This is a genomic window from Nostoc sp. (assembly GCF_036917235.1).
Taxonomy (GTDB): Bacteria; Cyanobacteriota; Cyanobacteriia; order Cyanobacteriales; family Nostocaceae; genus Nostoc.
In genome coordinates this window covers 160,582-181,787 of record NZ_JBALDU010000078.1, presented here as the reverse complement: position 1 = coordinate 181,787, position 21,206 = coordinate 160,582, and the positions used below count along the sequence as shown (strand labels likewise).

At 40.5% G+C, this 21,206-nt stretch carries 20 protein-coding genes; 10 read left to right on the top strand and 10 right to left on the bottom strand.

Annotated elements, in window-relative coordinates; all coding sequences use genetic code 11:
* Positions 1-10 precede the first annotated feature (10 nt).
* From V7K44_RS22765 to V7K44_RS22725, 9 genes are all read left to right on the top strand, one after another.
* Positions 11-214, top strand: a complete 204-nt coding sequence (locus tag V7K44_RS22765) for a CHAT domain-containing protein (protein ID WP_334934631.1) — start codon at positions 11-13, stop codon at positions 212-214.
* Complete coding sequence (locus V7K44_RS22760) at positions 165-317, top strand: CHAT domain-containing protein (RefSeq protein WP_334934604.1); 153 nt, start codon at positions 165-167, stop codon at positions 315-317. Before V7K44_RS22765 ends, V7K44_RS22760 begins: the two co-directional genes overlap by 50 nt.
* A 465-nt stretch (positions 318-782) precedes the next feature.
* A complete protein-coding gene (locus tag V7K44_RS22755) occupies positions 783-2,096 on the top strand; it encodes a Tudor-knot domain-containing protein (protein ID WP_334934602.1) in 1,314 nt (437 codons plus the stop codon).
* A gap of 211 nt (positions 2,097-2,307) precedes the next feature.
* On the top strand, positions 2,308-3,426 hold the full coding sequence (locus tag V7K44_RS22750; protein WP_334934599.1) for a phosphotransferase enzyme family protein: 1,119 nt from the start codon (positions 2,308-2,310) through the stop codon (positions 3,424-3,426).
* Positions 3,423-3,956 carry a DOMON-like domain-containing protein gene (locus V7K44_RS22745; RefSeq protein ID WP_334934597.1) on the top strand — a complete coding sequence of 178 codons (534 nt, stop codon included), beginning with the start codon at positions 3,423-3,425 and terminating at the stop codon, positions 3,954-3,956. Before V7K44_RS22750 ends, V7K44_RS22745 begins: the two co-directional genes overlap by 4 nt.
* Positions 3,957-4,106: 150 nt before the next feature.
* Complete coding sequence (locus V7K44_RS22740; protein WP_334934595.1) at positions 4,107-4,931, top strand: NYN domain-containing protein; 825 nt, start codon at positions 4,107-4,109, stop codon at positions 4,929-4,931.
* A gap of 282 nt (positions 4,932-5,213) precedes the next feature.
* Complete coding sequence (locus V7K44_RS22735; RefSeq protein ID WP_334934593.1) at positions 5,214-5,453, top strand: hypothetical protein; 240 nt, start codon at positions 5,214-5,216, stop codon at positions 5,451-5,453.
* The gene (locus V7K44_RS22730; protein ID WP_334934591.1) at positions 5,450-6,721 is read left to right on the top strand and encodes a carbamoylphosphate synthase large subunit; all 1,272 of its coding nucleotides are present in this window, start codon (positions 5,450-5,452) and stop codon (positions 6,719-6,721) included. Before V7K44_RS22735 ends, V7K44_RS22730 begins: the two co-directional genes overlap by 4 nt.
* A 28-nt stretch (positions 6,722-6,749) precedes the next feature.
* On the top strand, positions 6,750-7,937 hold the full coding sequence (locus tag V7K44_RS22725) for an MFS transporter (protein WP_334934589.1): 1,188 nt from the start codon (positions 6,750-6,752) through the stop codon (positions 7,935-7,937).
* Positions 7,938-8,160: 223 nt separating this feature from the next.
* On the opposite strand, the gene V7K44_RS22720 is transcribed toward V7K44_RS22725, so the two are convergent.
* Together V7K44_RS22720 and V7K44_RS22715 are read right to left on the bottom strand one after the other, a co-directional pair.
* On the bottom strand, positions 8,161-8,730 hold the full coding sequence (locus V7K44_RS22720; RefSeq protein WP_334934587.1) for a PIN domain-containing protein: 570 nt from the start codon (positions 8,728-8,730) through the stop codon (positions 8,161-8,163).
* A 255-nt stretch (positions 8,731-8,985) separates the two neighbouring features.
* Positions 8,986-9,459 carry a helix-turn-helix domain-containing protein gene (locus tag V7K44_RS22715; RefSeq protein WP_334934585.1) on the bottom strand — a complete coding sequence of 158 codons (474 nt, stop codon included), beginning with the start codon at positions 9,457-9,459 and terminating at the stop codon, positions 8,986-8,988.
* 102 nt (positions 9,460-9,561) lie between these two features.
* On the opposite strand from V7K44_RS22715, the gene V7K44_RS22710 reads away from it, so the two are divergent.
* Positions 9,562-9,768: a hypothetical protein gene (locus V7K44_RS22710; protein WP_334934583.1), complete on the top strand. Its 207-nt coding sequence runs from the start codon at positions 9,562-9,564 to the stop codon at positions 9,766-9,768.
* A 57-nt stretch (positions 9,769-9,825) separates the two neighbouring features.
* On the opposite strand, the gene V7K44_RS22705 is transcribed toward V7K44_RS22710, so the two are convergent.
* The 8 genes from V7K44_RS22705 to hepA all read right to left on the bottom strand — a co-directional run bounded on the left by V7K44_RS22705 (position 9,826) and on the right by hepA (position 21,076).
* Entirely contained in the window at positions 9,826-11,475 is a 1,650-nt protein-coding gene (locus V7K44_RS22705; protein WP_334934581.1) for a GMC family oxidoreductase, read from the bottom strand.
* 137 nt (positions 11,476-11,612) lie between these two features.
* The gene (locus V7K44_RS22700; protein ID WP_334934579.1) at positions 11,613-12,746 is read right to left on the bottom strand and encodes a glycosyltransferase family 4 protein; all 1,134 of its coding nucleotides are present in this window, start codon (positions 12,744-12,746) and stop codon (positions 11,613-11,615) included.
* A 195-nt stretch (positions 12,747-12,941) separates the two neighbouring features.
* Positions 12,942-14,411 (bottom strand): O-antigen ligase domain-containing protein, encoded by a 1,470-nt coding sequence (locus V7K44_RS22695; RefSeq protein WP_334934577.1) that lies wholly within the window; start codon positions 14,409-14,411, stop codon positions 12,942-12,944.
* Between the two features lie 63 nt (positions 14,412-14,474).
* The gene (locus V7K44_RS22690) at positions 14,475-15,431 is read right to left on the bottom strand and encodes a glycosyltransferase family 2 protein (RefSeq protein ID WP_334934575.1); all 957 of its coding nucleotides are present in this window, start codon (positions 15,429-15,431) and stop codon (positions 14,475-14,477) included.
* Positions 15,349-16,551, bottom strand: coding sequence for a glycosyltransferase family 4 protein (locus V7K44_RS22685; RefSeq protein WP_334934572.1), 1,203 nt, complete (start codon positions 16,549-16,551; stop codon positions 15,349-15,351). Before V7K44_RS22685 ends, V7K44_RS22690 begins: the two co-directional genes overlap by 83 nt.
* A 279-nt stretch (positions 16,552-16,830) precedes the next feature.
* The gene (locus V7K44_RS22680) at positions 16,831-17,823 is read right to left on the bottom strand and encodes a glycosyltransferase family 2 protein (RefSeq protein ID WP_334934570.1); all 993 of its coding nucleotides are present in this window, start codon (positions 17,821-17,823) and stop codon (positions 16,831-16,833) included.
* A 64-nt stretch (positions 17,824-17,887) separates the two neighbouring features.
* Positions 17,888-19,048, bottom strand: a complete 1,161-nt coding sequence (locus V7K44_RS22675) for a glycosyltransferase family 4 protein (RefSeq protein ID WP_334934568.1) — start codon at positions 19,046-19,048, stop codon at positions 17,888-17,890.
* 177 nt (positions 19,049-19,225) lie between these two features.
* Positions 19,226-21,076: a heterocyst formation ABC transporter subunit HepA gene (hepA, locus tag V7K44_RS22670; RefSeq protein ID WP_334934566.1), complete on the bottom strand. Its 1,851-nt coding sequence runs from the start codon at positions 21,074-21,076 to the stop codon at positions 19,226-19,228.
* Positions 21,077-21,206 lie beyond the last annotated feature (130 nt).

Below are 21,206 nucleotides of genomic sequence, written 5' to 3'. Positions count from 1 at the left end.
TTTCGTTTAACTGGTCGTACTATCTGCCTTTGATACTGGTTTAGTAAACATTTGTACGGGTGAGGGCATTTATGGTTTGCATCGCGCTTTAGTAATTACTGGTTCTGAAAGTCAAGTCATCAGCCTATGGAAGGTAGCAGATGATGCTACTAAAGAATTGATGGTTGATAGTTGCTTACTACAAAAGATTGTTAGGCAATCAAGGACGAAGTGAGGCACTGCGCCAGACGCAACTAGAGATGCTGAAAGGTGAGAAGTATCAGCATCCTTACTACTGGGCTGCGTTTATACTTCCAGTGATTGTCAGGCCAGGATAAGTGAATTGGCTTTGAGAGGTTAGGCGGTCGCTCCATGCTACCAGCTATAGGTAAAGTGAAATAGAGGGCGATCTCCACTGAGTTATTTTTGTGAACACTACCATACCAGCAATACAATTAGAGGATGTTTAAAATTTTGAATAGTCCATCAAACTGTTGTCACATAAAGCTTTCCAGAAATTGTTTAATCGTTTTATTTGTTGATTAGACTAGAAATTAAGTATCTCTAAAAGTCATGAATGAAATTGTTAAACCGTTATTTTTCTTTGTTACGCAATAGCAAGCACCTGAGATGCTGAAATTGTTCAACCGTATTATTTGGCTACAGTAGCGTCTGTTACTAACATCGTTATTTTTTGGTCAGGTTGGGGAACTCTATAAATACGGTTTAGTAATTGCCCAGCGCTAGATATGGGCTGCTCTGAACCGTGTTGTAACAATATCTGGAGTTTTGAGGATCGGCTGATGGATAAATCAATTATTCAGTTGGTTGACGAGTTACCGACTGACAATATTACTGTCAAAGTTTTAAAGGCTCTTGATTATGTAGCACCAGGTGAATGGAGCAATTTAACGGGGTTTGACAATAATATCCGCGCCATTACTGGAGAAACCGATGCTAAGGTAATTCAAAAAATCCGCAATCGCGCTGTCACTTTATACGAAGATCCTCAAAAAGGCTACCAGTTTGCAATCAAACTTTATCAAACAATTGATAAGGCAGACACAGCGATGGCAGCGGCGGCTTTAGCAAATAAAGTGAGTGAAAAAATCGGCTTTCTCTCCTTTTTAGGCAAAATTACTCCCAAAGCTGATGTCACTCAATCTATTGATTTAGTATTGAAAATAGCCGTCGAAATCATTGCCTTTTGCAAACTAAACGGCATTCCTCAACCTAATCCCCAAGAGTTTGCTAATTCCCTGACTAACAACTATCAAAATGCATCTTTAATGCGGATGGTAGCTTTAGTTTGTCTGGATGGAATTCTCCCTTTAGGTCCTGATTTTCTCAGCAAAATTCACGGAGTTATTAGTGGTACTGATTCTAGTGCAATAACTCAAAATCCGGTTTTCTTAGCCGTTAATAACTTTCTTCCAGGCAGTAATCCTTCTGATAAAGTTGGTTTTATCAATCAGGGTTTCAACTCCGTGCAAGACTGGATGAATAATTTAGTATCCAAGACAGGCGTAACCCCGCAATCAATTTCTAGTAATTTGGGTAATTTTATTCAGATTGCTGATGATAATTTAGATTTAGTTGCAGCATTCCTAGATCAAACTACCAATTACTACGAGCATACAGGAATTCAAACTGTCGTTCGGAGTTTGATTGTGCAAGCATACACTCTAGTCAAAGAAGAAATCAAACAAGAGGAGCAAAAGCCGATTCAAGATGTCTCATCTGCTGTTAAATCAGATAAATCAGATAAGACTCAGTATGAAGTCAGCAAAACAGTAGAAGTCTGGGATAATGATGACGAGGATTGGTATCAGGGAACTATTGAGAAAATCCAAGATGACCAGTTCTTTGTTCATTACCTTGGTTACGGTTCATCTTATGACGAGTGGGTAGGCGAAGATGACATTCGGACTCGCGATCTTCGCTCTACTGATGAAAATGGATATGCAGTAGGTCAAAAGGTAAAATGTTGGGATGAGGATCAAGAGGCTTGGTATTCCGCAACGATTCAGCAAATCCAAGGACAACAATACTTTCTTCACTACGTTGGTTATGACTCATCTTATGACGAGTGGGTTGATAGCGATGAGATTTCTTAACTGTTGAATGGCTAAAGGTATGGAATTTTCCCTTCTCTTTTAACCGAATGGCACTAAGAAAAGTCCAAAAGATTGTGTTGTCTTGTTCCCAGCCTCCAGGCTGGGAATGTATTTAAAGTGCAATACAATTACGAATTATCTTGACACTTGCGCTACGATATCCCCTATTGCTTTCATGCAATGTACGTGAGGAGTAGTACAGGTAAAACAAATGATAGAAGAATTTAATACACAGGGTGCAGAAAATCTGGTGGCGATCGCTAACCAATTCGCCCAACAGGGGAAGGTTAGAGGCGTTAAAGCATTTGGCAGTGGTAATATAAATGACACCTTTTTAGCAACTCTAGATTCCTCAAAGGAACAATATTTTGTCCTGCAACGCATTAACACACAGGTGTTTCGTCAGCCGCAACTGATTATGCAGAATATGCGTACCTTAACTGAACACGTTCAAAAAAGGTTGCAAGATACCCCCCTTAATCGTCGCTGGGAAGTGCCACGCGTACTTTTGACCAAAAACGCTCAAGACCACTGGAAGGATGCAGACGGATCATTTTGGCGGGCAATCAGCTTTATTCAAGGCTCCCAGTCTTTTGATAGTATGCGCGATCGCTCACACGCCAAAGAAATCGGTTATGCCTTGGGGATGTTCCACAATTTGATCAGCGATTTGCCAGCAGAAAAACTTGCTGACACCCTCGAAGGCTTCCATATTACACCGTTTTATCTCCAGCATTACGAGGAAGTTTTGGCGAAAACTAGTGCGCCTCAATCTTCGGAAGTTAATTATTGTTTACAGTTTGTTAGCGATCGCCAAGCCTTTGCACATATTCTAGAAAATGCCAAAACTGAAGGCAAGTTACCCCTGCGTCTGATGCACGGCGATCCAAAAATCAACAACGTGATGTTTGACATTGTTACCCAGCAAGCCGTCAGCGTCATCGACCTAGACACCGTAAAACCCGGTCTGGTACATTACGATATTGGTGATTGTCTGCGATCGGGTTGCAATCCTGCTGGCGAAGAAACCGAAAATTGGGAAAGTATTTATTTCGATACCGATCTGTGTCAGGAAATCCTCCAGGGTTATCTCGCTGTGGCTAAGGCATTTCTGACCGAGAATGATTATGCATACATATATGATGCCATCCGTCTAATTACTTTTGAACTAGGACTGAGATTTTTTGCTGATTATTTAGCAGGGAATGTCTACTTCAAAGTTAAGCACTCAGAACATAACTTGGCAAGAGCGATCGTCCAGTTTAAGTTGACTGAAAGTATTGAATCTCAAGAAACGCAGATTTGCAAAATTATCCAAGATATGAAATGAACAACCAGACATTTTCCCTGCAACCCTTCCCTTCTACCGAGTCTTTTCCTCATTTGAAAATTACAGGCAATATCTCTCGAAATGCTAATCAACTTACCATCTGCTACAACCTTGGAGATGATTTAAAAGAAATTGCAATTACTCCACCATCAAATGCACCATCACGCAAGTACGAATTGTGGAAAGACACTTGTTTTGAGTTCTTTCTTGGCATCAAAGATTCTGCACGGTATTGGGAATTTAACCTCTCCCCCGCCGGACACTGGAATGTCTATCGCTTTGAAGGGTATCGTCAAGGGATGCAAGAGGAAACAGCTTTTGAAAAGCTACCGTTTAGTGTTCATAATCAAGCCGACAGTTTAGCACTTGCGTTAGATGTCGATTTGGATAAAATCGTCTCGGCAGAACAAGCTATTGAAATTGGCATTACTACTGTTATCAAAAATATAGATGGTAATGTGAGTTACTGGGCTTTAACTCACAGAGGTGAAGAAGCTGACTTTCATCTGCGAGACAGTTTTATAATTTAATTCTTAGACTTGAACTGGAAATCAAATTTATCCTAAATATGTTGGCGTTGCTAATTGATGGGATGAATTTTATCTCACGCAAAAACGCAAATACCTACCTTTAATCTTGACAAAAAATCTCAATTCATTCCGCAAATATTCGACGCTAATATGCCTCTATACAATAGCCCTGTATCCCAGAATGTTAAATATTTATTTATTGATGGCGGTTGTTTGGATTCACTACTAGAATTATTTTCAGAGAATCTTTTTGATAAAAAACAACTTGAAATAAACTACCTTCAGTTAGTATGGAACTATCATAAGGTGTTCTATTATGATTGTCTACCTGCTCAAAAGCAAGGAGAAAATGAAGCAGACTACCAAAATCGTATTAAGCCTAAAATTAAGTTATTCAATCACTTAAAATCACTAGATAGATTTCATGTATATGAGGGTACTGCTCGATACCGAGATAAGCGAAGAGGACAAGAGCAAAAGCAGGTTGACATTATGATTGCTGTAGATATGCTCACGCATTCTTTTCGTAAAAATATGGATGAAGCAACTTTGCTCACAAGTGATTTAGATTTTAAGCCTCTAATTGATGCTCTGGTACAAGATGGAATGTATGTATCATTGTGGTATCCAAAAGCTAAAACCAATTATGAGCTAGTTGATGCTGCTGATTCTAGACAGGTATTGACAATTCATACTGTTTGGAGATGGTTCACTGATAATTTCCAAAAGCAGGTTAAATTACCTGTTTTGAGCCAATCGAGTTTTCCACCTATTGATAATTCTTGGACACAAGTTAATAAGATAAAACAAGCAGATTACGAAGTATTTTTTTATGAAAAAGAAAAAAAATATGCTGCTGTCTTACAAACGATAAATGGTGATTATAACTTATACCAACACAACAATTTAGAACAGTTAAACTTTTATATAGCTCATATTTATAGCCCAGATGTAATCCGAAAAGACATAATATGACCAATATTTAGTAGGAGGGAGCAACATTTGCTAGTCTGTAATTGGACATTTTGGGAGTAGCTTGCGTAGTTCGTGGTTAAATATCTTAACCACAGCGATATTTACACATATACATCTTCATGCTTGTTACTTCATCAGATGAACAATAATTTAGGACTAATGTTATTTTAGGACAATAACTAAACTAATTTACTTATTTCGTTTGATAGAGTTAATTAAAATTCAAGAGAGTAAGATATATAACTAAAAAGCAAATCGTTAAATATTAGCTTTATTTATGCTATGCAAAAAGAATATGGCAATCTTCAAGGTATAAAATCTAGTAAAACAAAACAATTAGAACGTGTTTACAAACAAAGTCAACCAAAAGATAGATTCATTTTGCCGAAATTTATTGAAGCCTTAGCTGCAATTACTAAAGAAATTGTCTCCGATCGAGATCGGGTTCTGCTGGCAGGAGTGCAGACAGAAGATGTATCTGTCCAATTGTTTGAGGATGCGGTTTCTGGGAGGGCTAAATGAACTCACAATATAACTTTCAATACTTTCAAGGGAGTTCTCTTTCCGATCTGTTTGCTGAAGATATTACAGATGCATCTTATGGGTTTATCCTAAATTACCCTGCAACTGCCAGTTGGGCTGCTTATCCCAACCTGGAAAAATATTTTATTCAAGATGGCAGTAGTGAAGCCACCAAAACCTCCTTTGACAAGATTTGCCAAAAGGAACCTTGGAAAATTTTAGCTGTATTAGGCGATCGCATTCCAGGAATTGCGCTTAATCCACCGCCAAAGTCGCTGCTTGCATACTGGCAAGAGCATTTTGGCTTCAGCTACTCCAATAGGTTGATAATGGATCGCTTGACTTATCTGGACGATCTCAGCCACAGCGAACGCTTTGACAAACTCATCACTCTATTTCCCTTTGATCGTCTAAAACCTAAAAAACACGCTATTGATTCAGACACTCATTACCGTTTACTCAGCAAAGTAACCCTAGCCGAACTGGGTGTGCAATGTCCAAAATACGAGAGTTACAATTTGCACACCTGTAATCTAGAAGACATTCATTTACCACAATTTCCCTACTTAATTAAAACGTCCCACGGACTCTCAGGGGAAGGCACTTATATCATCAAAAGCCTCAGCGATCTGAACTACTGCTTTGAGGAAATCAGGAAATACCTCAATATTAAGTTGCTCGATAGGATTATTGTCTCGGAGTTCGTTAAAAATGAGGTGCAAAATTACTGCGTACAGTTCTATGTCAACAAAACCGGAGAGATAACCCTCATCGGCACTACCAGCCAACTCGTCACTCCAGAAGGTAACTATTTAGGAGGACTGATTGACTACCGCAACACTGACATGAGCAAGTTCTTTGAGATGATTGCCGCCATTGGTCAGTATGCTTACAAACAGGGTTATTTTGGCGTCATTGGGTTCGATGTACTGGAAGATCGGGACGGAGAATTTTATGCAATCGATGCCAATTTCCGAGTTAATGGATCGACTCCGTTGTGCTTGCAGCGTCACACCCTACTGGGACTGGGAAAGGAAGTTGCTAAATATTCTAGTAGCTACCGCATGGAAGGAACATTAGATTCAATTTTAGTCACCTTAAAACCAGAACTAGATCGCAAAGACCTAATCGTGCTGTCGGCTTTAGAGAGGGTCAAATACGGAAAAATATACACCGAAATTTATGCGATCGTGACTGGAGAAACTATCCAGGAAATGCAGCATATCGAGCAGAAATTACAGAAGAAGGGATTACAATGGCTCCCTTAAACTTAGCAGTCCAGGGACATTCCAGCCAATGACAGACTATCAACGCACCTTACCGCCTCTGTGGATAGGTTTGGCGATCGCCTTTTATGCCTTTATTGCCATTGGCATCGCTGAAGCAGGATTAGGAGTTCTTCTACCCTCGATTCTGTCTACCTATAACCTGACTCCAGCAACCGTCACCCTGCTGTTTCTCAGTCAAATTAGCGGCTACATTCTGGCAGCATTCACCAGCAGTCTGGTGAGTAGTCGGCTGGGGTTAGCGCGAATGCTGTTGATTGCTGCGGGTGCGCTGACGATGGCACTGACAATCTATGCTACCTCACCCTCCTGGTTTCTCATGGTTGCAGCTGGATCGGTGTTGGGATTGGGCATTGGGTTGATTGATGCAGGCATTAACACCTACATTGTGCAAGATTCTCGCAGTGCCAGTTTGATTGGTTTGCTCCATGCTTTCTATGGTATCGGCGCACTCTCAGGCCCCGCGATCGCTACTACTTTATTAGCAGTTGGGATGAACTGGCGACAAGTTTATGGGGTATTAGCCGGGATTGTCAGTCTATTAATTGTGAGCGTGCTGGGCGTTATCATCTTCAACTACACACCAATGACAGTACGGGTATTGCCATCAAAGACAACTGCCTTAGAAAATCTGGGCAGAGCGCTGCAAACTCCGATAGTACTACTAACTGGGCTACTTTTGCTGGTTTATGTTGGCACTGAAGCCTGTATCGGCAACTGGGCATACACTGTGCAGTCTGTCGCTCGTCACACTCCCACGCTGATTGCTGGTTACAGCGTTAGTGCCTACTGGGTGGGATTAACATTGGGACGTTTCATCTTAGGTTATTTCTTGCAATGGCTTGGGGCAGTCCGCACAATCAGTATGTCGCTCAGTCTTGTAATGATTGGATTACTTGCTTGGTGGCAACTGCCAGATCAATTGATTAGCTTGCCGTTAATTGGCTTCGGGTTGGCAGCCATCTTTCCTGCAACCATTTGGTTAATCCCTCAACGATTGCCTGACCCCCATGTTCCTGCGGCTGTTAGCATTGCCACTAGTGCCGCCAGTTTGGGGGCTGCGATTATACCCACTGGAGCCGGTTGGGTTGCAAGTTGGACAAATTTAGAAATCATCCCAATGTTGATGCTGCCATTGGCGCTCTTAATGATGGGCTTACATTTCTGGCTGGTGCAACATTCGGTAACAGGCAAGTAAGTTTTCGCACTGAATGGCACGAAGAAAAGCTCAAATACTAGACTTATTGCTCTTTCATAGATGCTCCTACCTGGATGTGGCGATAGCCATTTGACGAGAGGTTGAACTAGCCAGTGCTTCACACGAATTTTGACCGTCTGGGGCTAATTACGCTCTTTTGAAAGAGTAAGATAACAATAGTATTTTAAAATACTTTATTTCTCATAATCTCAGCAGATTTCTATTAAATGTCATAGCAAAAATCTTGTAGAGCAGTAACTGATTGTGGTAGTCCCTGCCTTAAAAGCGATTCTAAGTACTCTTCAGATGTTTGAGGGGGATTCTTAAGACTACTTCTGTGCCTCTTTACTACTTTGCAAATTTCTGTTGGGTTAAGGTCAATCAAATGCAGAATGAAATCATCTGGATGCTGGGACTCTATACCATATAGTGAAAGAGCTTGATCAGGAAAATCTTTAAGGTTAAAAGTGACTATAATACTTGCATTACAACGAATTGCTGCGGCGAGGACATGGCGATCATTTGGATCTGGAAGTTGTAAACCTGCGATCAGTGTTTCATAACCTGTAACGAGACAATCTCGGACATGGCTATTCATCAGATTTTTAGTTCTGGTAAGCTTCTCAAGCGTGAGATCAGGACGATTCTTTAAAACGTTTCTAATCCATTCTGAGTGAATTGCGTCCGTCCACCGTGCCCTAAATAGGTCGGTGACTGCAAGTCGCATAAGAAAATCTCTCAATGGTGCTGGATATAAGACACATGCATCATAAATAGCTGTAAAATTAGACACTATAATTGCTCTATTAGTTTGAAATTATTACCCTTAACAGTGGTAAAAAATTTTCTTTATAAATGTCCTTTATACTAAGTAAACTTTTGATCTTAACTTATAGTTTCAATCGTATTAAAGTTAAAACTAAGTCAATTGGGTACTAGAAGGTTTCCTGACTTAGTTTAACTTAATTGTTAGATGTACTTTTATTCCTAGAGTTGCCTTTAGCAGAGCATCTGGCTAATCATGCGAAACTATTATGCATCAGGATTCTTATTCGTACCCCATATCTAGTTCTTGAGCTTGAGCAGTAAGCTCATCAAGAGCTTGCATTCGTAAAGTATCAATTTGATTTTTGTAATTGAGTAGATCCTGATAACGCACGCGTCGTCGTGTTCCTACTTTACGGTATGGCATCTCTCCAGATTCCAATAACCCTACCAAATAAGGACGAGAAACATTTAAAATATCAGCTGCTTCTTGCGTCGTGAGTTCTGCGTGTACGGGTATAAGAGTAACAGCATTACCTTTAGCCATTTGTGTCAGGATGTCAACAAGTAGATGAAAAGCCGCTGCTGGTATAGTAACCGTTTCACTTGTAGCGTTATCTTCCACAACTTTGATATTACGGTATGCATGATTATCCCGTACATAAGATGCCAAAGTTTGACTACTTTTTTTAGCTAGCGTAGCATCTTCTTCCGTTGGTACAGCAGTCCTGCTAGATTGGTATGTACTGAGTGTCATAGATATCAGCCTCTCTCTGTCTAATATCGAATTGCACTCCATTTATCTATACGAAAATATGGATTGCAATTATCATTCACCTCATAATAACTCTTATTCAAAATGAACGCAATGTACGAAATGAGCGAAACAAACCTGGACAGCAAGTATCCTACCAAAAGTCTTTCAACTGGGGTTGAAAGACTTTTGGTGAAAGAAAAATCAATTTTTATCTTTAAATCCAGCAATAGACCAGTGAAAAGTCACTTTTTGCTGGCTGAAGGCAGTAGAAAAAGGCTTGGCATCGGTGCAGGTACTGTAATGTGGTGATTTGCGCTCAGGCGATCGCTACGTTTAAAACTGTGGCGATTTTACGCAAAGTTGTACTTAGTGAGACAATTGTGCTTTCAGATGGTCTGCCAATCGAATTGCTAAAGCAACAATGGTGAGCGTAGGATTAGCATAGCCTCCTGTAGGGAAAACAGAGCTACCTGCTATAAATAAATTAGAGATGCCATGAACTTGACAATTTGCATCAACTACTCCTTGTTTGGAGTCGTGATGCATACGTGTTGTTCCCATATTGTGATGAGTACTTAGTGAAGCGACTGGACGATCTCCATCCAATTCAATTTGCAACTCACCCAGTCCGGCATTAGCAAACTCTTCTGCAAATACTAGCTGCGATCGCTTCACACTGCAAATATCTATTTCGCTCCAATGATTAATTAATTTTGCTTGCGGACAACCCAGTTTGTCTAGTTGATTACTGAGTGTTACCCGATTATTTGGATTTGGGGTTTGTTCAGTTTGGCTGAGAACTTCAAACTTTGTATATTTCTGTTCATTACCTTCACGATCAGACCATCCTCCATGACTCAAATCAGGGAATAAATATTCTTTTTTGAGATTATATTTATACCAATCAGCTACTAAATCATCAATATTCGTAATGACATTTTGCAAATGCTGAAAAATCTTTTTAGGTAACTGTCTTTGTCGAACTGAAGAGAACAAAATTTTTGCAGAAGCCTTTGCAGCCGATCTATACCTTTCATGTCTGGGATATAACAACGCGGTCATATTTAGTAATTTATCGCGGCGCATCACTTGTTCCGTGAGAGCAAATTTCCCCATGACTGTGACATTATTCACGCGGCGTAAGTCATACAAAGCCATCGAATTAAAGATTTTGCGATTTTGGGGAAAAAGCATACCACAACGAATAAAAGGATGATCCATGAAGAATCTACCCACTAAATCATGTTGATTGCCTAATCCATTCTTTTGAATTCTGTTTGATAGTAATAACAAACGCGCGTTTTCAATCCCACCTGCGGCTAAAATAAATACTTTTGCAACAACCCAAAATTTCTTACCCGATAAACAAGCAACTTGCACGCGTTTCACTGTTTGGGCTGTGTCATCTGCCTCAATTTCTACCACATTGGCGTTGAGGAATGTAGTTATATTAGGAGATTGATTGATTTGATGGCGATATTCATTAGTGAAAATATCACGCGGGCCAAACTGAAACATATTAGTAGTAACTCGGTCACTTGTGAAATGTGTCCGAGGAGATTGAGCATTTTCCCAAGCCTCTGCCTCATAAGCAAAAGAACCGAGTTTACAGACTGCTTGAGCGCGCTCATAAAATGGATTCAGGTGAGATTTACTAAAAGGCCAGCCACTATATGGAACCCAATCTCGTTTTTCAAAATCTATTGCGTCTAATGGTACGTGCCTCAGACCAAGTTGATTTTTATTAATTTCAATATTCCAGACATTAGCCATTCCACCAAATTGACGATGACGCATATCTTGCAGTGGTGGAAAAGGATCTCCAACCGTTTCGCCTTCACCAAGAGATGCAGTTTCTTGATTAAATTTCAAATCACCACTTTCTAGCAAGCACACTCGAAAGTCTTGCCCAATTAATTCTCGTGCGAGTGTAATTCCTGCTGGGCCAGCACCAACTATACAAACTTCAGTATTGATAATTTCATCTATTGGTAATTTGCGGCTATCAATCAACATTTATTTAATTCCTTTTGCATAAATATTTTTTATATTGCGCAGATGCATAGAGAGTATTAATTATGAGGCGTAAATGTGTTTGTAGTAAGGACTTTAATCCTGAATTTTTAAGCACTAAAGTGCTTACTACAAACCTATCAAAACTTTTGTGATAGAGGGCTAGGCATTACAGAGCGAATTGCACTAATAAAATTTTGGGCATAATTCTGCGTTGAAAAATCGAGAGCGCGTTGTCTAGCAGCAACTCCCGCACTCTGGGCAAATTCTTGCTCGTCAAGATAGCGGAGAATTGCGATCGCTAATTTATCCGCATCGCCGTAAGGTGTTAATAGTCCATTCATGCCATCGGTAATAATCTCCGTCGGCCCGCCTGCACTGCCAGCAATTACAGGTTTACCCAGCGCCATCGCCTCAATAATCACAATCCCAAAGGGTTCTTTATCCGATGCATGAACAAATACATCCATTGCCTGCACCCATTCCGGGATATTACGCTGTAGTCCAGCCATAATTACTTGGTCTTTCAAGCCCAAAGCGGTGATTTCGGCTTTTAAGAAGTCCTGATAATCCGGTTCCAAATCGTGCTTACCGCCAACTACCACACAATGGGCATCGGGATACTTCTGTAAAATTTTGGGCATCGCTTGCACCAATACGTGCATTCCCTTCCATCGTTGCAATCGTCCCACAATTCCAATCAACGGCCCGTGTGAAGGTAAGCCTAGTTTTCGCCGTGCTTCTTCTGGAGTTGGTAAAGTATTAGGCTCAAATCGGTCTAATGCGACACCAGGATAAACCAAAGGTGTTGGTCTGTGGGGCCAAATCTCTGCCTGTGCTTGCTTGCCATCTTGCGAAAGAGTAATAATTGCCCGCGCTGGGATTAAAGTAGCGATTCGCACCAACCAAGTTTTATCACTAGGTACTTCTAGTTGATACCACATAGCAGGTAAGCCCGCCAGCATTGCCGCCAAACCTCCAGATATATGCGTGATCCACATCCAATTAACAATTATATCTGCACGTTCGCGGCGGGCGATCGCAGCTATCCGCAAAACAGCGCCAATAAAACGGTGGATTTGGCGTAAACGTCCACTTTCTACAACTCGCGCATCAATACCGAGAGACTTTACTTGTTCAACCATCGGGCCGTCTTCTAAAAATATCACCAGCCACTCAACACCAGCATTACGTCCCTGCTGCACCAAATCCCAAAGCATCATTTCACCACCGCCTCGTTGCTCGGCCAGTGGCATGACAATAATTACTTTCATAATCTATATCAGTCCTATTTAAGTTATAAGAAAAATGGGTTTAAAACCCCGTGTTTCCAGCACGGCTTTAAAGTAATCAGTAAGGAGTAATGAGTAATGAGTGGATGAAAAATGGGTATTTACTCATTACTTATTACTAATTACTCATTACTCCTTCTTAAGAGTGCGTTCACGGCGGTGAGGATGTCAAAAGATTTATGAGATTCTCGATTTCTTAGAGAAGTTAGGAATATTGGAGAACATCTGAGGATTGCTATAGTACTTATGTCCTGCCATAGCCATAGCTAAGAATCCCCAAAGAATCATCCCTGACACGCTCAACATCCCGCTACCGATAACTAACTGTGAAGCAGAACTGATCCCAATGGCGCGGGCAGCACTGACGAAACTATCGAAACGACCTTCACCATAGCTGCTAACACTAATAATCAAAAAGATTAATCCACCCATATAAAATATGCCTCCAAACCAACCAAGGGTGAAAAACATATCTAAAATGCCACTATCAATTACCACTACTTCAATTTGACCAGTTTTTTCGTTGACCTTCCAAATATTTCCTAAGCCGTTACCTAGACCATTAGAAAGGGCTAAACCAAGATTTCTGTCGTAAGTTCCCGATCTATCTTTAAAGCTGCCATCTTCTTGAATATTAGAAAAAGTTTCAAAACGTGCTGCTACTACTCCAGCAATTGGTTCGATAGTTGTCAATGGCACAACACAAATAGCCATGACCACAATTATGGTAATTAAGCGCATTTGAATTTTGGCTTTGACTGAACCCATAATCATAATTATTCCAAATAACCAGCCTCCCCAATTAGTACGTGCTTGTGTTAATAGAAAAGATAAGTAACCAACAGCTGAAGCCGGAAAAATTAAGCTTCCTGAACCGGTGAATAATAACAATAACCCAGCCTGCATAACAGAACCAAAGGGGCCGACTGAGTGTAATGTACTCCAGACGCGCATCCCGAAAGGTACAGGATTTCCAGAACTCATGAATAATTTTGATTGTATGAGCCAGTACCTATCCCACTCAGGAGCTACCACAAATTGATATACGCCATAAGTTCCTAAAATCAACACAGACCAGAGAAATGTTCGTTGAATGTTCTGGCGATAGGTGGGATAATCTCGCCAGTTGATAAATAAGTGAAAAGCAAAAATAATCGGACTGAGCCAATCCATCAATCCGCGTGCTACAGGGATAGGTGCGTTGTAAATTAGACCGATGAGAAAGCCATAGAAAACTCCGATAAAAGCTAAAACAAACGGCAAACCCCCTTGGCGAGAGGCGCGGGGAAAGTGTCGCAAAAATGTTGCTATAGTAATAAACACCACTAAGTAGGGTGCTATGAGCATTTGACGGCTAGCATCCCAGCCCACCCGATAGTCAACTAAGCGAGTAGCTAAGGGTGTGAGAAACCAAATCCACCAGGTAAAGCCAATGTAGAGAATGGGATGCCGCAAGTATAAAAATAAGGCTACTACTAAAGCTGTCGCCGGGTAAATTAGGCGCAATGCGGCAGTAACACCACCAAAATAGCAAACTACAGTTAGTAATATAAAGCCTGCGATCGCCATCCAACCCTGTAGCGATCGCTCTTCGGGAGAATAGTTTTCTTGTAAAAAACTATTGAAAAGTATCTGTCTAGAATTCATTCAATTTTAGATGTACATATAAATAAGTTCAACTCGTTCCCAGGTTAGAGCCTGGGAATGAAGTCATTCGAGGCTCTGCCTCATTCTGAATTGTGAATTCTGAATTTTGAATTCTTTATATCCCTGCCAACGTCCACGCCAAGATGCTAATAACTTTTTCCCTGCCAACTGCCCTTGGCTAGGTAAAAATCTCAGCCATTGTACTAAGCCCAAACTATCGCACGTACCCACGAATACTGCCCAGAACAAAAATGCAATCCGGCGGATAAATGGCAAATGCTCTAATAAAACTAAGGTTTCATTATGGACTAAATTAATAAAGGCAATTTCATTAAAGTTATTTCGCTGATCTTCGTCAAAACGTTGTGCTGGATAATGATCTACAGCAACGCTAGGATCGTAAATTATCTTCCAACCAGCCCGCTTTAATGCCAGGGTGAATGCCATTTCAAAGTGTACTTGCGCTCCAGTACCACGCATCCGCTCGTCAAAGCGTAGTTTTCCAATCGCTTGGGTACGAAAACTCATGTTCACGCCCTTGAGAATATCGACTTCGCGGGGTTCTCCCACTCCCAGGTGATGGTTGCCAATGACTCGCCCAAACCATTGCAACTGTCCCACTACTGGGCGGGATTCGTCTTCTAATTTGCTGCCGTGGTATATCCAATCACGCCCTCCCAGTCCGCCGAGGCGACTATCAGAGGTAAAGTAAGCCGCAATCCGCTCTAACCAATCGGGGTGGGGTGCGGCATCATCATCAGTAATGGAAACAATATCGCCCTCCACTGCTGCCAATCCGGCGTTGAGAGCTGCTACTACCCCCGGTTGTGTCACTTTCACAGTATGCAGTGGCAAGTTGTGCGCTGTGTATTGCGCCAGAAATTGCCAAGTTTCTGCATCCGTATCGCGGACAACTACTATCACCTGATCGACTGGTTTAGTTTGCTCCTGTAGCGCCAAAAGGCAGCGTGAGAGGTCTTGTGGACGGCGATAAGTCGGTATCAGAACGGTGTTCCGCATTCTTGCTTAACTCCTCGAATAAATCCACATAAGTTTGTGCCATAGTAGTCCAGCTGTGTTGTTCTGCCACAGAACGAGCAGCTTGACTCATTTGCTGCATGAGCATATCTACACTTACCAAGGACATCATCGCCACAGCTAAAGCTTCGATATCATTTGAGTCGGTTAAAACGATGCCACATTCTGGTGTCACCAACTCTGCACCCCCGGTAGCTGTGGCAGTAATTACTGGTAGTCCTGAAGAAAGTGCTTCTAACAATACGAGGCTACAAGCTTCATATCGGGAAGGAAAAATAAATAAATCTACTGACCGCATAATTTCGGGGATATCACGGCGAAATCCAACAAAATGCACGCGATCGCTTAATCCCAAGGATGCTGCTAGTTGTGGGAAAGGACTACCTTCGATATGACCTACCACCGCCAAATGTAAATCGGGTACTTTTACCAAGGCGTGTAGGACTGTATCTAAATTCTTTCTGGGTGTGCGGATATCTCCAGCAAACAGGGCTAGGTTGACATTCTCCGGTAAACCTAATTTTTGGCGATTGCTTTCACCAGGAGTAAACTCTTCTAAGTCAACGCCATTGACAATTACCCGAATCCGAGAACGCGGTACACCAATGTTGACTAATTCTTGGGCTACCTTTTCGGATACAGCCACAACAACCTGCGCTTTTTGGAAAGCTTGTTTTTCCCAACGGGCATTAAAAGCTGTAAATAGCCACTGGTAGAAACCATATAAATCGCGGCGGTTGCGAGAAATATGAACAGGCGATCGCAACCATGAACTGTGGACAAAATGTACAGCATTTACATCAGCCGCAGCCAGATTAATTGCTCCATTGACTTTAACTAAATCAATCTCAGAGCGATGTTTACGCAACCAATCTGCACTTTTTTGGGCAAAGATGAAATTACGTAAAAATTCTGTAGGATAGCTTTTGACTGGAATTTTAATCCAATTAACTTGGCTATTTTCTTCTAGTTTTGGTGCGACTTCACTAGCTAATAATGTCAAGTGATGACCACGATGGATTGCTTCCTTAGCAACCTCATAGTTTACCCGCCCCTGACCATCACCTTTTTTGATCTTATGAGTAACAATACAAAGTTTCATACACTACTTCCTTAAGGATAAAATCCTTGAATCACCCCTCCCCAACCCTCCCCGTATGTATTGGGGAGGGGGCAAGATTTCAACTTTCCCCCCTTTATAAGGGGGATTAAGGGGGGTCTATTCGACTTAGGACTTACGCAAAAATTGCTAAAAAGCTTAATTTATCGAACCGCCAAGACGCCAAGAGCGCCGAGAATTCGTAGAGTGTGCGTAAGTCCTACGACTTATTCAAGAGGTCTCTTTAACAAATAAATTCCTCAACTCAGAGATATTGAGATATTATTTCGATATTCCTATTAACTTACTTGCTAAAAATTGCGGAGTAAAACTAAGACTAAGTGCTGCCATAGTTCGCACATTAAATTTTTGTTGATTTAGAGCTTGCCAAAAATAAGGACGTGCGGCGGCTATCTGTTCGCTTCGTAGCAAACCAATTCCCAAAGTAGTATTAGCTTCTAACCATTTCTGCTGAAAATGAGTTCTAAATTCCTGTAACCGAGGGTCTTCCATAAATACTTGATAGCAAAACATTTCGCTTTTCGCTTTACGAATTTTTGCTTGTACATCTCGACTACCACTGAGCATAGTATCAGTTTGCTCATGGGCGCGATATCGCGTCAATTTTTCAGGACAATAGTAAGCGCCATAACCAGATATACAGAATAGATAGGTTAGATATAAATCCCACATCCCAGCAACTTCTGAGGGAATACTATACCAATCCACCAAGTTATTGCGAATCACACAAGATGCAGCAGTAGGTATACTTTTATCTACTAACCCAATTTTGGAAAAAGATTTATAAATTCCTTTTGCTAGTTTATCTCGCTTGTAAGCGCATGTATTTTCTTCAGTACCAGCGTGATTAATTATGCCATTAGCATCTATAATATATTGGTCACAAAAAGCGAGAATCAAATCAGAATTAGCTTCTAGTGGTGGTACAAGCTTTGCTAAAAAGTCTTCATTCCAAATATCATCATCATGGAGACTAGCAACATATTTACCTCGCGCCATCTTAAAGCCATACTGCTGATTAGCTAACATCCCCACATTTTGCGGATGCTGCCAAAATTTAATGCGTGAATCACCAAAAGATGCAACAATTGCTTGGGGATTTTCGGAACTACAATTATCAGAAATAATAATTTCAATATTTTGATAAGTTTGTTTTATTGCACTTGCGATCGCTTGCTTGAGATAGTCTGGTCGATTATAGGTGGGGATAACAATACTGACTAAAGGTTCTTGACATTCTTGATGTAATGACATATTTTTCTCGCTTTATATTTTATAAATACAAAATGCACTATTTGATGTTTTTAGCAAATTCAGCTTATTTAGCTGGAGAGATACTATATAGTTTGTTGGCTGGTGAAGGAAATTCAGCTATTGTTTTTGCATAAATTGTTCGGAGATTATTTACATGAGCAGCCATTGTAAATTCTTTCATCAATAAAGTATGACCTTGCTCACCCATGTATCGGCTTTTTTGATAATCTCTATACAATTCATTAATAGCGTCAGCCAGCTTTTGGATATTATTGCTTGGAACAAGAATACCCGTTTCTCCATCTCGTAAATGTTCTGGAATTCCTCCGACTGCACTACCAATTACAGGTCGACAACGAGAGTATGCTTCCAGAGTTACAAGACCGGCAGGTTCAGGCCAAACACTGGGAAAGATAACTGCAAAACACTGTTGATAAAGTTTATCTAATTGATCCGAATCGCACCAACCATGCCAAGTGATTCGCTTATTCAATCCGAGTGTGCTTGCTAACTTTTCTAATCGTGGTCGTTCCCAACCTTCACCTGCAATATCAAGTTGAATTTTCGGGTCTGTATGTATTAAGGTTTTCAGTAACCATTCCAGACCTTTATCAGAAACAATTCGTCCAGCAAACAAAATTCGATGATTTTGATGTACTTCTAAACTTAGGGGGGAACTTGCTGTTTCTGGTATAGAGATTCCACAGTGTAGCGTTATAACTTGTTCAGGAGATACACCGTTTTGAATTAACTCTTGCCGCACATATTCGCTATTGGCAATGAAAGTAATTTTTAGCCTTTTCAAGACATCTAAAAACTGATGAGTGGTTTGAAGTTCTCTAAGAGTTCTTAAAGGTCTACGGCTACCACATTTATCTGCTAATTTACCCCAGGTACATCCTAAGTAAGAGAAGTTGCGATCGCAGATTGTCCGTTGCTCTGCTAAATACTTTGTGCCGCTAGGGCAGTAGAATGAGTGATTATGAACGCTGAAGATAGCAGGACATTCGCCTGTAAGCTGCAATAGCAAATCTGGACTGTGGATGTGCAGTAGTTTGAACTGGCTTTGATTGATATTTTTAAGTGATTTTATCACGCGATCGCTAACATTAGGTGGTCGATGTTTAAACAGAGAAGCTAAATAAGTTTCAACGCCTCCGCTCCCACCGACACCAAAACTTGAGCATTGATAAATTAGGTCTTTGTCAAAGATTTCCTGGGACATATTTTCTATGAATTTTAAGTATATAGGACTAATTTTAATAACTTATTCATAGGAATAATAAGTGTTTAAAATCTTATTAGTTTGGCAAAATTAGCGATACATATTTAGTAGTTTACGGCTGTAGAGATTTACAGCCGATAAATATGTTGTGAGTACTTTGCTAGTTGGATATTGTTGCTAATCTGGCTGCCTTAACTCATACTGCATTTGATGATATTTCCAAAGCTTGCCTTTTAGTTCCAATAGTTCTTGATACTTACCTTGCTCTACTATCCGTCCCTGTTCTAAAACTACAACTTTATCTGCTTTAGAAATAGTAGAAAGACGGTGAGCGATCGCAATTACTGTTTTACCCACAGATAGCTTTTCTAATGAATCTTGAATTAGGCGCTCAGATAGCGAATCTAAGGCGCTAGTTGCTTCATCCAAAATCAAAATTTCTGGGTTCCGCAGTAAAGCTCGTGCAATAGCAATTCGCTGTCTTTGTCCTCCAGATAATCTAACACCCCGATCTCCTAATTGGGTATCAAAACCTTCGGGCATTTCTAAAATAAATTCTAGTGCGTTCGCTAGTTTAGCGGCTTCTTGAATTTCCTCATTCGTCGCCTCTGGAGTCCCGTAAGAAATATTCTGCCAAACATTAGTATTGAAGATGAAGGTATCCTGACTTACGACAGCTATTTTGCGACGGAGAGAGTTAATTTCAAACTGCCGGATATCCATTTCATCAATGTAAAGATATCCATCTGTAGCATTATAAAATCGCGGAATCAAATCAGCAAGGGTTGTTTTACCAGCGCCAGATGCTCCAACCAAGGCTGTCATCTTTCCCTTTTCAATCGTCAGGGTAATATTATGCAGTACTAGATTTTCATCATCATAGCCAAAATCCACAGATACTAAATCTATTGACCTGTTTAATCCTTTAAACTCAACTCTGCCATTTTGAAAGTAATATTTTTCATCACTTTTCAACAGATTTTTAATATTGTCTGCTGAACCATGTAAAGTACTAAGATATGCTCTCGTGCCATTAATATCTTGAACAAATGGGATAAAGCGGAATAGTACAAAGAAAAAGGTTAGCAAAGAAGCAACTTGTAGCGTTCCATTAGTGACAAGACTAGTGAATGCCAAAATAATCATTCCGATCAATACCGTAGTCGCTACCGCTTCGGCAATTGGCTTCACAAGTGTCCAGGTAAATACAACTTTTGTTGTACTACTTATTACCTTATCGCTAGCTTTATAGTAACGCTGACGCTCAAATTCTTGAGTACCACAAGAATGAACAGTGCGAATGCCATTAATAAATTCTATGGCTGTTGATGTAAAATTGGCATTAGCAGTTGTCATCCCAAAACTCGATTCTCTGACTCTGGCATTCAGATTGGACAACCCTACACCTAAAAGTGTAAATAGTAATGCTGAGATTATCGTCAATTGCCATGATATCAAAAACATTGATATTAAGTAGACAAAGGTTGTTAGTCCTCTAGTTACTAAAAAAGCTCCGCCACTAAAACCTTGTCTGATTCTTTCAATCTCGGTAGTAATTGTGTTAATTAGTTCGCCAGAACGAGTTTTGCTAAAGTAACTTAGTGATAATGATTGTAGCTGTTCAAAAATTTGCTTGCGTAAGCGATCGGCAAGATGTAGTTGAGATAATTCAGTATAGACTTGAGAAAAATAATTGAAAGTTGCACGTAACCAAGTACTCAATAAAATCAGCAAAGATACGCGATACAAACGATTAATTGCTGATGTCTTGGCTCCCAAAATCCAAAGATCGAACCATTCTATTCCTGTTTGGACGGGTTGAGCATTGGGGCTAGTTAAGCTTTGCAAGAAGGAAAGTAAGAAACCAATACTTACACCTTCAAAGGTTGCCGCCAAAATAGAGAAAGTCAGAGCTAAAATTGCAATTTTACGAAAGTGTTTAAATTCTCGCAATATCAAATAGTTGTCCTGCCAAAAGCTACTAGCTTTGAGCAGATTGCTGAGTGGTTGAGGAAGCTGGAAATTCATGGATTTTATCATAATAGTTTGGCAAGGTAGATAGACCTCTATAGATCGATACAGAGTTCAGAATGAGCAACAAAACCCTGATGTAGAGATGTAATTTATCGCGTTTGAAAAACTAATTATCTAGAACCAG